This is a genomic window from Bariatricus massiliensis, from assembly GCF_900086725.1.
Lineage (GTDB): Bacteria > Bacillota > Clostridia > Lachnospirales > Lachnospiraceae > Allocoprococcus > Allocoprococcus massiliensis.
The window spans coordinates 1,539,464-1,555,325 of record NZ_LT574838.1; the positions used below are offsets into that span (position 1 = coordinate 1,539,464).

Annotated in this window: 12 protein-coding genes; all 12 read right to left on the minus strand. The window is 47.8% G+C overall.

The window, feature by feature from the left end; translation table 11 throughout:
• Nucleotides 1-53 precede the first annotated feature (53 nt).
• Entirely contained in the window at nt 54-803 is a 750-nt protein-coding gene (locus BN6465_RS18975) for an IclR family transcriptional regulator (RefSeq protein ID WP_227183750.1), read from the minus strand.
• A gap of 252 nt (nt 804-1,055) precedes the next feature.
• Nucleotides 1,056-1,526 carry a DUF1934 domain-containing protein gene (locus BN6465_RS18980; protein ID WP_066738147.1) on the minus strand — a complete coding sequence of 157 codons (471 nt, stop codon included), beginning with the start codon at nt 1,524-1,526 and terminating at the stop codon, nt 1,056-1,058.
• A 20-nt stretch (nt 1,527-1,546) separates the two neighbouring features.
• Nucleotides 1,547-2,524 carry a 6-phosphofructokinase gene (pfkA, locus tag BN6465_RS18985; protein WP_066738149.1) on the minus strand — a complete coding sequence of 326 codons (978 nt, stop codon included), beginning with the start codon at nt 2,522-2,524 and terminating at the stop codon, nt 1,547-1,549.
• Between the two features lie 84 nt (nt 2,525-2,608).
• Complete coding sequence (locus BN6465_RS18990) at nt 2,609-6,082, minus strand: DNA polymerase III subunit alpha (protein ID WP_066738801.1); 3,474 nt, start codon at nt 6,080-6,082, stop codon at nt 2,609-2,611.
• Nucleotides 6,083-6,111: 29 nt separating this feature from the next.
• Nucleotides 6,112-7,968: an ATP-dependent nuclease gene (locus BN6465_RS18995; protein WP_066738151.1), complete on the minus strand. Its 1,857-nt coding sequence runs from the start codon at nt 7,966-7,968 to the stop codon at nt 6,112-6,114.
• 183 nt (nt 7,969-8,151) lie between these two features.
• Entirely contained in the window at nt 8,152-9,069 is a 918-nt protein-coding gene (locus tag BN6465_RS19000) for a sugar phosphate isomerase/epimerase family protein (RefSeq protein WP_066738153.1), read from the minus strand.
• Nucleotides 9,066-10,112, minus strand: a complete 1,047-nt coding sequence (locus BN6465_RS19005; protein WP_066738155.1) for a Gfo/Idh/MocA family protein — start codon at nt 10,110-10,112, stop codon at nt 9,066-9,068. The genes BN6465_RS19000 and BN6465_RS19005 overlap by 4 nt, the downstream gene beginning before the upstream one ends.
• A gap of 261 nt (nt 10,113-10,373) precedes the next feature.
• Nucleotides 10,374-11,357 carry a LacI family DNA-binding transcriptional regulator gene (locus BN6465_RS19010; protein ID WP_066738156.1) on the minus strand — a complete coding sequence of 328 codons (984 nt, stop codon included), beginning with the start codon at nt 11,355-11,357 and terminating at the stop codon, nt 10,374-10,376.
• A gap of 83 nt (nt 11,358-11,440) precedes the next feature.
• Nucleotides 11,441-12,403 (minus strand): sugar phosphate isomerase/epimerase family protein, encoded by a 963-nt coding sequence (locus BN6465_RS19015; RefSeq protein WP_066738157.1) that lies wholly within the window; start codon nt 12,401-12,403, stop codon nt 11,441-11,443.
• A 22-nt stretch (nt 12,404-12,425) separates the two neighbouring features.
• Entirely contained in the window at nt 12,426-13,382 is a 957-nt protein-coding gene (locus BN6465_RS19020) for an ABC transporter permease (RefSeq protein ID WP_066738158.1), read from the minus strand.
• Nucleotides 13,375-14,355: an ABC transporter permease gene (locus tag BN6465_RS19025; protein ID WP_066738160.1), complete on the minus strand. Its 981-nt coding sequence runs from the start codon at nt 14,353-14,355 to the stop codon at nt 13,375-13,377. The genes BN6465_RS19020 and BN6465_RS19025 overlap by 8 nt, the downstream gene beginning before the upstream one ends.
• A complete protein-coding gene (locus BN6465_RS19030; RefSeq protein WP_066738162.1) occupies nt 14,348-15,856 on the minus strand; it encodes a sugar ABC transporter ATP-binding protein in 1,509 nt (502 codons plus the stop codon). Before BN6465_RS19030 ends, BN6465_RS19025 begins: the two co-directional genes overlap by 8 nt.
• Between the last annotated feature and the right edge of the window lie 6 nt (nt 15,857-15,862).

The following is a 15,862-nucleotide window of genomic DNA, read 5'->3' on the forward strand; positions in this document are numbered from 1 at the left end:
TGGATACCTTCTATCTTCAGCTCCACGGGCCACACAGCGTATATAAGTAATATCTATAATCTCTTCTCAATTTCAAGAATATCCTCTTTTAAAATCAAAGCATATTCTTCTATCTTCTCTTCTGTAAAATATCTTGAGGAACCACTGATACTCAAGGCCGCCGACACCTTGCCGTCTGTCCCTCTGATTGGCAGGGATACGCATTTGATGCCGAACTCATGCTCCATGTTATCTACGGCATAGCCCCTCTGCCTTGTAATGTCCAGCTCTTTTTTTAGCTCCTCTGTACTCGTTATCGTATTGTCCGTATATTTGTGCAGCCTCCCACTCAGTATGCCAGAGATAAAGTCCGGAGGCATATATGCCAGCATCGCTTTCCCAAGACCCGTACAATGATAATCTGCCTTCATCCCGAACACGGACCGCATCAATGTCACCGTCTCTATGGGATAGGTCGCCTCCAAATAATATATCTCCCGCTCGTAAGGTATGGCTAGATACACCCGCTGCTTAGAGCGGTTCGCCATATCCTGCATGAACGGAAGGCAGATTTTTATAATCGAAAAGGTATCTTTCAGCGCATATCCGAGATTAAAAGCCTGTACTCCAAGCTTATATTTTCCGGATGCTTCGTCTTGCTCCAGATATCCCATCGCCTTAAATGTTGACAAGATATTGTGTACGTTGCTTTTATATAGTCCAAATTTATCGCTGATTTCTGTCACGCCCAGCATTGGCTCCTCTATAAAGCAATTTAAAATCTCCAAAGCCTTCTGCAGGCTTTTCACTTTTGCTTCAGCCATATAGTCACTCTCCGTCATTCTCCAATAGAGAACTCTATTATTTATTACAGAATACCATAATTCTATTTTTAAAACAATGTGCTATTCTTATAATTCCATTCTCGTTTTTTTGTGCATTATGTCTAATCGTGTCGAATATGCTAGAAATTTTCCAGCTTGACACACTTTTCAAATAAAATAAAGGCTCCATACCATAACATTTGCCACAGTACAGAACCTTTTATATTGTTAAAAATTTATAATTACAATCATCTACGGCATCCCTGACAGCACGCTCTCCGCCGCCTGCTTCGGCCGTATATTCATAGATATCCGGCAGTCGGCCATCGCCTCATGGTTGATATCCAGCCCATACTCAACCTCTACATTGATGGCGTCCTCCGCCACATCCACCTCAATATCCCGCGTATGAATCCCAACGTGTATCTGACCGTACGGCGTATCATAATAGGTGATATTCATCTTATTCTTTTCAAATACCATATGGGCATTGGTGACTCCGCTCTTCATAATCTCCATGGACTCATCGCCGATAATCTTAATCTTATTCTTCGTCACCCCCGGAATCCCCTCTACCAGTTCATCAAAGAGAATGTAGTGCTTCCCATTCTTCCAATAGTAGCTGGCAGGTGTGATGACTTCAATCGGCTCATTTTCGTCTGTGCTCTCCAGCTCATCAATACTGTGAAGTCCCGAGATGGTCAATAATACGTCCTGTGTCATACTCGTTTTCCAATCATTTTTTATAAGGCAAGCTCTTTTGCAATATCATACTGATACTGCGGGATACCTTTCTGCATTGCCAAAGCCTCGTTGATATCGAAGTCGATATATTCCCCGTGTTTGTATCCGACTACACGGTTCGTCTTTCCTTCTAACAACAGTTCCACTGCCTTCGCGCCCATTATGGAAGCATATACTCTGTCCTTGCATGTAGGACTTCCGCCACGCTGCATGTGTCCCAGAATAGTCGCTCTTGTCTCCATACCGGTCTCTTCCTCGATTCTTTTTGCCATATTGATAGAATCTCCGATTCCTTCTGCGTTGATAATAATATAATGCTTCTTGCCGCGCAGTCTGTTCGCTTTAATATCTTCTACAATCTTAGTCTCATCGTAATCATGCTCTTCAGGAAGGAGAATTCTCTCCGCACCGTTCGCGATCCCGCACCAGAGCGCCAGATATCCCGCGTCACGTCCCATAACTTCTATAATACTGCAGCGCTCGTGGGAAGTCGAGGTATCCCTCACCTTATCGATGGCTTCCATAGCGGTATTGACCGCTGTGTCAAAGCCGATAGTGTACTCTGTGCACGCGATATCCAAATCAATTGTGCCCGGAAGCCCGATTGTATTGACCCCTAAATCGGATAACTTCTGTGCCCCTTTAAAAGAACCGTCACCGCCGATAACTACCAGACCGTCAATGCCATATTTTTTACAGATCGCCGCCGCCATCTGCTGTCCTTCCTCTGTACGCATCTCATCACAGCGAGCTGTCTGCAGGATTGTTCCGCCCCGCTGGATAGTATCAGATACATCCCTCGCACTTAAGTCTATAATTTCTTCATTGAGAAGACCAGAATATCCTCTGCGGATTCCCCGTACTTTCAGTCCCTTGCCCAAAGCTGTCCTCACAACTGCACGGATTGCGGCATTCATCCCAGGTGCATCTCCACCACTGGTTAGTACCCCGATAGTTCTGATAATTTTTTCTGCCATGATTGATTCCTCCGTCTGCTCATTTTTGTCGAATCTCTAGTTTGCCTAATTTTTCACATATTCAGCTACATTTTATACTATTTGCTAGTGCTTTTCAATGGGTTTTTCAACAACTTTTGCACAATCTTCTCCGAGATAATTCGTCAACCTGCTCAATAAGCCCGGCTCGATTTTAATGTTACGGTTTCTGGGCAGACGCTTCATTGCCCGCTCCGCCTTGCAGAATACTACCACCGCGTCGTCTCCCTCACTGTCCTCCAGCATCTGGTACAGAGTGGACTCATCCCGGAGAAAGGCCGCCTTATCCTCATACTGTATCCACAGCTCACGCTTCGTTTTCTCAAAAGGTATGACTTCCTCACAGATAAGCTTGCTGGGGCTTTCGTCCTCCTCCGATACACGTCCTCTCACAAAGACTTTATTGTCTTCCTGCAGATACTGCTGGTTTTTCTCATAGTCGCGTGGGAAAATCACAACCTCTACCGTGCCCATCAAGTCCTCCAAAGTAATAAACGCCATCGTCTTATTATTTTTCGTATACTTAATGGTCTTGGAGGTAATCATGCCGCCCACAATTTCTTTGCTGCCGTCCCGTACCTTTGTGCGTCCGGTCTCTTCCTCAATCTGGAAATCCCGGGTGGTGGCGGAGATACTCTTCCTCCATTTTTCCTCGTACTCCTGCAGCGGATGCCCACTGATATAGATACCCAGCACCTCTTTTTCAAACGCAAGGAGCGTCTCCTTCTGATACTCCCCTACATTAGGCAGAGTAATCTCAAACTCCTTCTTCTGCTCGTCATCCACAATATCAAAAAGCGACATCTGTCCCGTCATGGCATATTTACGCTCTTGATTGACTTGATCCATAATCTGCACGTAAATCATCATATGCTGTTTCCGTGTCCCCTTCAGACTGTCGAAGGCCCCGGATTTGATAAAGTTCTCCACCGTCCTTTTATTGACTTCCTTCCCGCTCAAGCGCTCCATAAAGTCCTTCAGATTCTTGAATTCGCCACGCTCTTTGCGCTCCTCTATGATTGTTTCGATTACATTCTTCCCAATACTCTTTATAGCCGCAAGCCCATAACGGATATTCCCTCCGTCCACGGAGAAGCTTGCCACCCCCTTGTTGATATCCGGCGGCAGAATATCAATCCCCATCTGCCGGCAGGTATAAATATATTCTGCCACCTTCCCCGGATTTTCAATCACGGAAGTCATAAGCGCCGCCATAAATTCCACCGGATAATAATACTTTAAGTATGCCGTCTGGTAAGCGACCACCGCGTAGGCCGCCGCATGAGATTTATTGAAGGCGTATTTTGCAAAATCCGTCATCTCATTATATATTTTGTTCGCTATATTTTCAGGAATTCCGTTGGCCACACAGCCGGGTACCCCTTCCTCCGGATTTCCGTGGATAAAGTACTCCCGCTCCTTCTCCATCACGTCCGCTTTTTTCTTACTCATGGCGCGGCGCAGCAAATCGCTCCGCCCCAGCGTATATCCCGCCAAATCACGCACGATCTGCATAACCTGTTCCTGATAGACAATGCAGCCGTAAGTAGGCTCCAAGATAGGTTCCAGCTGGGGGCAGTCGTAGGTGATGACTCCCTGACTGTTCTTCCCCTTGATATACTGGGGGATGAAATCCATGGGTCCCGGCCGGTACAGGGAGATTCCCGCGATGATATCCTCCAGACTCTGCGGTTTCAGCTCCTTCATAAAGCTCTTCATCCCCGCACTTTCCACCTGAAATATACCGTCCGTCTTTCCGGTTCCGATATAGTCCAGCACCTGCTTGTCATCGTAATCTATTTCCTCAGGTACAAGCGCTTCCCCTGTCTTTTCCTCAATCAGCCGGCAGGCGTCCTGAATCACCGTCAGAGTACGCAGCCCAAGAAAATCCATCTTTAATAGTCCCAGCTCTTCCAGTGTGGTCATCGTGAACTGCGTGACTACCGTATTGTCGGCTCCAAGCGCCAGCGGAACATATTCGTCCACTTCCTTCTGGCTGATCACGACTCCCGCCGCGTGCATGGAAGTATGCCGTGGAAGCCCTTCCAAGCGTCTGGACATGTCAATCAATTCCTTCACCTGTGGGTCTTCCTGATAGAGGTTCTTAAGCTCCTGATTCACTTGCAGCGCCCGCTCCAGCGTAATATTTAATTCCTGCGGCACCATCTTGGCGATAGAATCCACAAAATTGTATGGCAGATCCATGACCCTGCCAACATCCCGAAGCACACCGCGGGCCGCCAGCGTACCGAACGTCACAATCTGCACGACCCGGTCCTTGCCGTACTTTTGCACTACATAGTCTATGACCTCCTGCCGCCGCTCATAACAAAAGTCGATATCGATATCGGGCATGGATACACGCTCCGGATTGAGGAAACGCTCGAACAGCAGCTGATACCGGATGGGGTCAATATTGGTAATGCCGAGCGTGTAGGCAACGATGCTTCCCGCCGCGGACCCTCGTCCAGGCCCTACCATAATCCCATTCTTTCTGGCGAAATCGATAAAGTCCCATACAATCAGGAAGTAGTCCACATACCCCATATTTTTGATGACGTTCAACTCATAGTTGAGCCGTTCCTTCAGCTCTTCGCCCGGATTGGGGTATCGCCTCTCCAGACCGTCAAAACACAGCTTGTTGAGATATTCCCATGAGGTGTAACCCTCCGGCACGTCAAACTTTGGCAGCTTTGTCACGCCGAACTCTATCTCCACATGACAGCGGTCAGCGATTTTCTGTGTATTCTCAAGCGCCTCCAGCGCATAGGGAAATAAAGCGGCCATCTCCTCCTGTGATTTCACATAGTACTGTCCACCCTCATAGCGCATACGCTCCTCATCGGCCAGCTTTTTTCCAGTCTGAAGGCAGAGTAGAATATCGTGAGGCTTCTCATCCTCCGCATAGGTGTAATGTACATCGTTGGTGGCCACCAGCTCGAGCCCCGTCTCCTGTGAGAGTCTGAGCAGCTGTTGGTTCACCGTGGTCTGTTCCGGAATTCCATGGTCCTGCAGCTCTAAAAAGAAGTTCCCCTTACCGAAAATATTCTCATAATGGAGCGCCGCCTTTTTGCCTTCCTCATACATGTTCCGCGCCAGATTGCGCTGTACCTCTCCGGCCAGACAGGCGCTCAGGGCGATCAGTCCCTCATGGTACTCCTCCAAAAGCTCATAATCCACCCTCGGTTTATAATAATATCCCTCCGTAAACCCACGGGATACAATTTTCATCAGGTTCGCATAACCTGTATTATTCTCTGCCAGGAGGACCAGATGATAGTACCGGTCCTCGTCCTTGCCGTAAGCCTCTTTATCAAACCGTGACCCCGGCGCCACATAGACCTCACAGCCCAGCACCGGGTTGATGCCTGTCGCCTTGGCCGCCCGGTAGAAATCAATCACGCCGAACATCACTCCATGGTCCGTGATAGCCGCCGCCGTCATGCCAAGCTCTTTTACACGGGCTACATATTCTTTGATTTTATTAGAACCGTCCAACAGACTGTACTCTGTATGGACATGTAAATGCGCAAAATTTATACGATCCACTCTCGCTTTATCCTCCGTCTCTACCCTTTCTTTTTCTTGCTTTCAAAATAGATAAATCTGTCGATTGCATCCAGTATATCACAAAAATCCTCTCTTGGCGCTATTTCTATATATCGTTTCAGAAGCGCTGATTCCTGCTCCTTGAATTTGCCATAAAATATATCATATAAGTTATGACCTCTAAGATATATTTTTATTTCTTCCATATGGTTTTCTATATCTTGAACGGTTTCAAAATCTCTTCCCACCACCTCACGCAGGTGGACTCCGCTCCTGAGCCTGTGAAGATACTCCTTCCATTTTTCCAGAAGAATCCTGTAAAATTCCTCTTCGGATTCCACGACTCCAAGCCTTGCCATGACCGCCGGATTCAAGAAATAATTTTCAAAAGAATAGTACTTTAGTACAAGGACATTCTTCTCCGCCACTCTCGGCAGCTTATCCACATCCTCCAGATTCCGCTCTTCGTAGTACTTGCAAAGTGTACGCTTCAATGTCTCATGATTTTCTCCGTCCCCGTCACGTATCATCAGGAACTGATCTTTTAGATATATCTGGTTCATATATTTGAGGTTGGCGTAAGTCTTGATATTGGTACAGCTGTTCGTGGTAATAATCGAGACTCTTGACAGTCTTCCCTCCTCATCATAAAGCTCCTCGTAATACTTTTCCAGAAGAAGCGGCAGACGGTTTTTATCCTGTTTTCCCTCCACGATAAAAACAAAGTTCACATTCATCAAATCATTGGCCGTATACCCGAGGTCATCCAGAATCGCGCTGATATCCGTCTTCTCCCTGACCACAGAGAATCCATTGTCGTCCGTCAAGACCTGACGGATCTGCCTGCTGCTGAAATTCGGAAGCAGGTTCGGCGAGTGGGTAGAAAATATAATCTGATTCTTCTTAGAAAGCCGGTAGAGAATCTCCCCCGACACCTTCTGCAGTTTGGGGTGGAGGAAGATTTCCGGCTCCTCCACCATGATAATGCCCGGGTTCTGCCCCTCGCTCTCAGCGTAAGTCTCTAAGAGCGAGAGCATATAGATGCTCCGCATCCCCTTGCCCATATGGACGATCGGGTGCACGGTGCCCTGCCTCGGATTGTATATCTCGGCCGTGACGGAGAGCATCCTCTCCACGTCCCGGTTCATGGAATAAAATATCTCCTCGTTGCCTCCGTTTCGCCGGAAGTTCTCATTGACCCTTCTTGAAAATTCGTCCAGATTCAGCTGATAGAGCTTATAATCCAAAAGCTTTGCCGCCTCAAACGCATTCAGCTCCTGCGGTGTCTTCTTATCTATCAACCCGATACAGGAAAAGCAATGGGTACACTGCTTTCCCTGATCGAACATGCAGCAGCCCGAACGCATCTGTTTGAGGAGCTCATCCTCCTGAAGCATCAGGATATCTTCCTGAAGCTGCCCCATCTGCCGCCCAATATCCAGATAATACATCTGCGGGAGAATCTCAACGATATATGGGTTCTGCTTTTTCACCCCATCCCCGTAACGAATTCTCCCGTCCCGGTTTGCCACGAACTCGAAGCTTAGGACTCCGTTCTTAAAGGAGGGGAACTTTTTCATAAAATCTTTCTCCCAAAGCTCATACCTCCTATAACGGCTGACCATCCCCTGCCTTTGCATCGATTTCAGGTCTTCCAAAGTCACCGTAAGAAATACAAGAATTTCAATATTGGAGCCGTCCTCCTGAAAATCCTCCCCGCGAATCTCATAACTTCCAAAAACAGCCCGCACTGCGTCAAGGACAGCCGTTTTCCCCGTACTGTTCTTTCCTACCAGAATCAACGCATTCTCAATATGGTCGATCCACATATCTTTGATTGATTTAAAGTTCCGAATCCGTAAGCCGCTGATATACATAAACACCCGCTCCTCTGACTTTTTATTATACCACAAACGCAGAAAAGGAAGCGGCGCACTGCGACATTTCCTTTTCAAGTGGTGGCTCGCCGGTATAATATGCCGCTCAGACGGCATAAAGACAATGTAATCATTATACCATATTTTCTTCACTTGAGCCTTTCCGCAATGAAAACTTTATTTTTATTCTATGGCAAACTGCCCCATATATCTCCTGCACAATTTGAGGCTCCTCTTAATATCCTCCTCATTCTTCTCGAAGCTTCTGTCCTCCACCTCGACACACGCATATCCCTCATACCCGATATCCGTAAGCGCGCTCACAAAACGCCCCCAGTCTACATCACCCAGCCCCGGAAGCTTGGGCGCCATATACTCCAGTGGATACGCCGTGATTCCCACATCATCCATCCGTTCCTGATACAGCTTGATATCTTTGAAGTGCACATGGAATATTCTATCTTTAAACTCATAGACGGGCTTAATATAATCCATCATCTGCCACACAAAATGGCTGGGGTCATAGTTCAGCCCGAAGTACTCTGTAGGAAAGATTTCAAACAGCCTTCTCCATATTTTAGGTGACACTGCCAGATTTTCCCCTCCCGGCCACTGCTCTTTTCCAAACAGCATGGGGCAGTTTTCAATCGCAATTTTCACCTTGTTCTCCTCGGCGAATTGAAGAATTCCAGCCCAGATTTCCTCGAACAGCTCCAGATTTTCTTCCACCGTTTTCGTCTTGTCCCGCCCGATAAAGGTGGTTACCATGCCAATATCAAGAAACCGGGCCGCCCATATGACTTTTTTCAAATGCTCTATGTTAGCCTTCCTCTTCTCCATTGCAGAATCCATCACATTAGGGTAATATGCAAGAGCGGAAATCTCCACATTTTTTTCTCTGCAATATTGAAGAATATGTGCTTTCTTTGCCTCGTCCAGCTCATCAACATTGATATGGCAGACTCCCGCGTATCTGCGCTCTGCCTTGCCCGACGGCCAGCACGCCGCCTCCACGCAACTATAGCCCATACGAGAGACGGTAGAAATCATTTCTTCAAAAGATTGCTCTGCCAAAATGGCGCTTACCAAACCTATTTTCATCTCAATTCCCTCCTCTTGCCTGCCAGCCCCATAGTATCTGCATTTTCTATCGCAGAGAACACGGCTTCCATTGACGCCAGTGCTTCCCTCCCACTGATGATCGACTCCCTGTCTTCACTGATGCATTCAATAAACTCATCTATCACACCGGATTTTGACTGTCCTGCGTTCGTCTGAATCCGGTCAATTTCGTGGCTTACGCGTGTACCGTCTTTCTTCTCAATAATCAAAGAGTACTTCTCGTCGCAGTACAGCTTCATCACACCCTCCTGCCCATACAATATGGTAGAATTGTCCTCCCTTCCGTAGTTGCTCCACCCTACAGTCATAGTTCCCGCCGCTCCTTGCTCCAGCCGGTAATAGCAGACCGCATAATCATCCACTGCAATGGGAGTGCCGTCGCCGCCCTTTTTATCTAAAGTCTCTAAAAAGGCATGGGATAAAACAATCTCTTGTCCTGTCAAATACCTTATCAAGTCTGTTTTATGAACGCCCAGATCGGCCATGGCGCCGAATACCGCCTTGTCTTTGTCAAAAAACCAGACATTTTTTCCGGCGTCAATGCTCCAAGTCTCCGGGCCCGCATGGGTGAAATGTGTCTCAAACGAAATCAGCTTCCCGACTGCCCCCTCCTGTAAAAGCCTGCGGGCCTCTTGGTGGGTCTTTAAAAAACGCTGATTGTGTCCCACCAGTAAATGTCTGCCGTTACGCTCTGCGGCACGAACCATCTCCCGGCATTCCTCCCGCGTAAGGGCCATGGGCTTTTCACAGAGCACATGCTTCCCTGCCTGTAAGGCTTTCATGGATATTTCAGCATGCGAATTGTTGGCTGTACAGACACTGACTGCCACGATTTCTGGATTTGCCAGCAGCTCTTCATATGTGTGGTAACTCTTAGCCCCATAATTTTTAGCGACTGCCTCTCCACGCTCTTGATTCCTATCATATACTCCTGCAATCCTAACATCGCCACGTGCGGCATACTCCGGCAAATGACGCAGCTGGGCAATTTTCCCACAGCCTATGATTCCTATATTATACATATCGATTCCTCCATTTAACAAAGGGACTGAAGTCTCCTATGTTTAGAACAAAGTGGACAAGTCCATTTCAACTCCCTATATCCCTCACTCATGAGGGACTTATACGCTTTGCGCGCCAATGTGCGGCTGCGAAGCAGCTTTCCTCTGCACATTGTGTGCATCCCCCCGGAGGGTTTTTATCATATAGGAAAGTTCAAAGAACTTTCCTATATGATAAAAAAGCCGTGGATGCAGTCCTCCTACATCCATGGCTTCCATTATCTACACCGAATCTCTTCGTACAAGTTCCGGCTCAAAAACAATATTTCTCATATCGGATGTATCTTCCCCTTCAATTTTCTTAATCAGCATGCTGGCTGTCTCATGTCCCATCCGTCTCGCCGGCTGTCCAATGGACGTAAGAGAAGGTACTGTAAAATCACAAATTTCCAGATTGTCATATCCTATGACCGAGATGTCTCCGGGCAGCGAAGCGCCCAGCTCATTCAGACGGTTGATCGCCCCTATGGCCTGCATATCCGACACAAAAAAGCATCCGTCGATCTGTCTCTCAATAAGGCTTTCCGCCATGCTGCTCCCTCCCGCAAAGCTGAGTTCAGCATTAGTCACATAAATATCCTCCGGCATGATGCCGGCTTTTTCCGCGGCCTCAAGAAAGCCCGTACGCCGCTCTTTATTATATCTGGATTTGTCATTCGTCCCGATAAAAGCAAGCTTTTTCCTTCCTGCCCTCACCAGTTCAGTCCCCGCAATATATCCGCCTCTCCTGTTATCCGCGATAACATAAGGCAGAGAAATCGCATCATTATAAGTGCAGCACTGGATGACCGGATATTCTCTTTCCAACGCGAACAAAACTTCATCCTTAATCGTTGACTCCAGAAATACCGCCCCGTCCGCAAGCCGGTTCTTTACCTTCTGCAGACAGTCGATCTGCTTTTCCAGCTCCCCGTTAGTCTCGCTGAGCAGGATATCATATCCCTTCCCATTGGCGTACTCGCTGATTCCATGTACGATTTCCATATAAAATAAATTAGATATGTTGGTGAGAATGACCAATATCGTCTTACTCTTTGACGTTCTAAAGTTCCGCGCCAGCATATTGGGCACATAATTCAATTCAGCAATTGCTTCCTCTACCCGTTTGCGGGTCTTTTCCGTTACTTTTCCAGAGTTATTTATCACTCTTGAGACTGTTGCTACCGATACATTGGCCAACTCTGCCACTTTCTGAATATTTGTCATAAGTCTACCTGCTTGCCTTTATTTTAATTTCTAGATTTATTACTATTCCCATATTATACCATTTCTTCGCCGAACTTTACATGTCAAATCTGTTCTTCAAGTGACTTGATAAACGCAAAACCTTTCTTTTGACGCATGTCTACGTCTTCTACAGTTGGTTTCTTATGCCCTTTGACGAAAAATGGCGCACATTGTTCGTATGCAAAATATCCTTCATACCCAATCTCTTTGCATGCCTTAAAGAACGGCACCCAATTTTCAATCCCATCTCCCGGCACTACCTCTTCCGTGGCATAAACGCTGTCACTTGGGCCGTATTTTATTGCCACGCCTAATGTATGCGAGTGCGCCATATTCTTTCCCGCACGTCTCACGGTCTTATAGATGAACTCTTCTGTCTGATGATCGAAAAGAGGTAAATCAAGGCCGATTTTTACATTCTCCATTCCCACCTCTTCAACCATTTCAAACAAATCATCCACGCAGTTCACAACAGGGGGATGCCCCTGGAGCGCCAGCACTACTTTGTAATTCTTCGCCATTTCAGCGGCTTCTCGAATCCCCTCCCGAACATGATTCCACTCTCTATAGTAATCTTCCTGCTTAGACACTTCCATAGAGCGGGCCGTAAGTGCGGTCTGGCAGTAGCCGAGATTTGAATATTCACTCCAGAAATATCCGATGAACGCCGGCATAATCCTTACAGTGGGGCACTCCATGTCTTCCGCCAGCTCACAGCACTCCTTCAAATATGCAAGTTCCTTTTCCACATCCGGGACTAACGCGTGGTCTGACCGCATAAAGTTCGTACACGCATCCACCGCGGCAAATTTAATGCCCCTGTCTTTTGCGTATCTAAGCAGCTCTGACCGCTCTTCTTTGCTCCAATCCCCCGGATACATGAGCGGCTTGTGCGGCCAGATATCTACTGCCTCATAGCCGAATTCTGCGGCTTTGTCGATGATTTCCTTCATCGTCAGCGGTCCGCCTTCATGAAAATAGCCTCCGTAGTTTACTGCGTCCATACTTTGTTTTATCTTAAACATTTCTCCGTTTCTCCTTTTTGCATTATTGTCTTATTTTCGGGTGTCTTGTATAGATTACAAGAAGCACCAGCAATATAATTCCATTCATCATGAATTTGCCTGCCTCATTCATATCCATCATGACAAGCAGGCTGCTTACAATTGTAAGAATTATCGTGCCGGCAACCGTGCCTGTATAGTCGCCCTTTCCTCCGGCTACTGATGTACCCCCTATGACTACTGCCGCCACGGAAGGCATTACATAAGAAGCCCCCGCATTTACATAGATGACGCCGTTGTAGGCACATAGCCAGAAGCCTGCAAACGCGCTCAATACACCGCATATAACATAGGTGCAGATTCGTATCTTCCTGACCTGCACGCCGGACAGCGCCGCGGCCGTATCATTGCTCCCAACCGCGTATAGCTGTTTGCCATATGCACTCCGGGACAGCAGCAGGTACATGCCCGCCATTAGTACAATCCAAATCACGGCAAGCCAGGGAAGGAACGCCGCGGCTCTTGACGTGGCTATCCTGCTTGCAAGCGGTGCGGGAGCCCCCTTGGGATTTCCGCCAGTCAAGAGCTGCTGCACGCTTGTCAACGCGTTAGACACCGCAAGTGTCATGACCAGAGCCGGTATCTTTGCTATAACGATTCCCGCCGCATTACACAGTCCCACGACTCCGCCCAAGATAAGTGTGACGATAAATGCCACGAAAAAATTGGCATTTTTTCCATTCATCAAAATGTAAGAGACCACTGCCCCCAGCGACATTACACCGCCCACAGAGAGGTCAAGTCCATCATTGCCCGACAGCACCACAAGTGTCTGTCCACTCGCCACAAAGCCTAGAAGGGACGCCATGATCAGAATATTGGCAATGTTGGAAGGCTTCAAGAACTGACGGTTGAGCATGCATCCGGCCAGCAGCAGCAATATCGTAATCACGCCCAGAACCACGCCCTGATTCCATATTTTATTTTTCACCTTAGACATCCGCAGCCCTCCTCTTCTTTTTTGCGCCAGACAGCACCGCGCTCATCAGTCCGAAGATAATGATAAAGTTAGACAACAGCTGCTGATAATAGGTTGATATCTGGATTCCGGGAAAATTCACGGCTATGCAGCTGAATGCATAGAACACGATGTTGTTCACCACCGCTAGGAACAATGCCCCGCTAAGCGCGCCAAGAATATAGTTCTTCCATTTCCCGCTTCCCAGCATCCCGCCGATGATAACCGCCGCGATGGACTGAAGGGCGAAGGCTTCTCCGTTTCTGACATCCCCCGTAGCAGTCAAGGCCGTGAGACATATTCCCGCAAATGCCGCAATCATTCCGCCTGCGCCGTACACGATAATTTTGACACGTTCAACTCCAACGCCCGAAGCATACGCGTTCCGCTCACTGGAGCCTACGGCGGTCAAATGGCTGACGGATTTTTGCCTTCCCGCCAGTATCAGCAAAACTACAGCGGCACCTATGATCAGAAGCGGAACCGGAATATGAAGAAAGGTTCCTCCATAAGTCTGATATACTGCCTCCGGCACCTCTCCTCCAGGTTTGGGGAGCACGGTCAGTGATAATCCTCTGATGAAGGTAGACATAGCGAAAGTCACAAGCAGCGGCGGCACGCGAAAGCATGCAATTATCACCCCGTTGACAAGGCCTACTGCCGCTCCGGACAGAACCGCAATCAAGACACTTCCCGCAAAGGATATTCCATACAGGTTATAGCATACAATCACGACTCCATTGGACAACGCCATCGTATTTCCTATAGAGATGTCAATTCCCCCTGCCGCCATGATAACTGCCTGCGCCAGCGCCGCCATCAAAAGTGGAAGATTGGTGGCCAGCAGCGCTCCAATACTGTTCACTGAGAAAAAGTTCATTCCCTGCAGACATATATTGATAACAATTGCTCCTGCAAGCAGGAGATAGCCTGTTTTTCCTTTTAGTCTACTCATCGCCCGGCACCTCCTCCGTTACTCCCAGCATCGCCCTCGCCAGCGACTCTCCGTTTAATTCCTGCCCTGTCAGTTCTTTTACGATTTCACCTTCATAAAATACATATATTTTTTGTGCGATTTCCAGCAGTTCATCGTTGTCACTGGACGAATAGATAATGGCCGTGCCGCTGCTGGTCATCTCCTGAAATAGTCTGTTGATTTCACCGCGCGCCGCCACGTCCACCCCCTTTGTCGGGTCATCCAAAAGCAGTAGTCTGGGACTGCGGCTGAGCCACCTTCCCACCACCAGTTTCTGCTGATTGCCACCCGAGAGACTGTCAGCCTGCGCCTGTGTTCCGGATGCTACGATTTGCAGCCTGTCCATGATATCCAGAGCCGCCTTTCTACACTTGGAAGCCGGGTGATAAGAGAACAGTGACTTCATGGCATGTTCTACGATCAATAAGTTTTCCGCCACATTCCTAACGGGAAATATCTCTTCTTTTTCTCTGTCGCCGGAAATAAATCCTATGCCTCTTTTCACCGCATCCTTGGGTGACCGGATTTTCATTTCTTCCCCCGCCAACAGAATTCTTCCCCCTTGATAGGCGCATACTCCATATAATGCCCTCAGGAACTCGCTCTGGCCCTGTCCCTGAAGCCCTGCTATGCCTATGATTTCGCCCTCTCTCAGCCTGAGAGATACTTTCTTCACCTGCCTGCCGACCGTAAGATTCTCCACCTGCAGCAACAGTTTTCTCTCCTCGTCCGCACATAGAGGCGTATCCGGGGATTCTCGCTTTGTCTCTTCACCAGTCATATAGTACACCAGTCTGTCGGGGGCAGTCTCCTTCAGACAAACTTCCTTGACACTGATTCCTCCACGCAGAATCGTAGCCGTTTCGCAGAATGCATAGACCTCCTCAAAACGATGTGAGACATATAAAATCGACATCCCTTTTTCTCTTTCCCGCTTCAAATAAGTAAAAAGACGCTCTACTTGATCGTGGTGCATGGAGGCTGTAATCTCATCCAATATAAGAATTTGCGGCTTTGTGTACATTGCCTTTGCCACTTCGGCCAAGCCCTGATTCGACAAATCCATCTCCTTTACCTGTGTGTCAGGGGCCGCCTGTATTCCCAGAACTTCAATCATTTTCTCTGCATATTCTCGAATCTGGTTTTTCCGTAAACTGCCCCAGCTTGTCCCCGGCTCGCTTCCAAGAACAAGATTTTCCTCAAGGCTTAATTCCGGTATCAGACTTAAATCCTGATATGCCATTGCAATCCCATATTTCTTACTGACGGCCGGAGAGCTGATCTGAATATCCGTTTCATTCAAAAATATTCTTCCGCCGTCTTTTCTGTTCAATCCGGACAGCACTTTCACCAGCGTACTTTTTCCTGAACCGTTGGCGCCGAGCAGCGCCCGGATCTCTCCTTTTTCTAGCTTAAGGGAGGCGTCCCGCAATGCCTTTACGGCGCCAAAGTTTTTTTGTAAATTTTCAATACGAAGCACAGTCCA

Excerpts from the sequence above, each read along its gene's own strand:
- BN6465_RS19005 (WP_066738155.1), bottom strand. The coding sequence starts at position 10,112 with ATGTATAATATAGGAATCATAGGCTGTGGGAAAATTGCCCAGCTGCGT.
- BN6465_RS19015 (WP_066738157.1), bottom strand. The coding sequence starts at position 12,403 with ATGTTTAAGATAAAACAAAGTATGGACGCAGTAAACTACGGAGGCTAT.
- BN6465_RS19010 (WP_066738156.1), bottom strand. The coding sequence starts at position 11,357 with ATGACAAATATTCAGAAAGTGGCAGAGTTGGCCAATGTATCGGTAGCA.
- BN6465_RS19025 (WP_066738160.1), bottom strand. The coding sequence starts at position 14,355 with ATGAGTAGACTAAAAGGAAAAACAGGCTATCTCCTGCTTGCAGGAGCA.
- BN6465_RS18995 (WP_066738151.1), bottom strand. The coding sequence starts at position 7,968 with ATGTATATCAGCGGCTTACGGATTCGGAACTTTAAATCAATCAAAGAT.
- BN6465_RS18980 (WP_066738147.1), bottom strand. The coding sequence starts at position 1,526 with ATGACACAGGACGTATTATTGACCATCTCGGGACTTCACAGTATTGAT.
- pfkA (WP_066738149.1), bottom strand. The coding sequence starts at position 2,524 with ATGGCAGAAAAAATTATCAGAACTATCGGGGTACTAACCAGTGGTGGA.
- BN6465_RS19020 (WP_066738158.1), bottom strand. The coding sequence starts at position 13,382 with ATGTCTAAGGTGAAAAATAAAATATGGAATCAGGGCGTGGTTCTGGGC.
- BN6465_RS19000 (WP_066738153.1), bottom strand. The coding sequence starts at position 9,069 with ATGAAAATAGGTTTGGTAAGCGCCATTTTGGCAGAGCAATCTTTTGAA.
- BN6465_RS18975 (WP_227183750.1), bottom strand. The coding sequence starts at position 803 with ATGGCTGAAGCAAAAGTGAAAAGCCTGCAGAAGGCTTTGGAGATTTTA.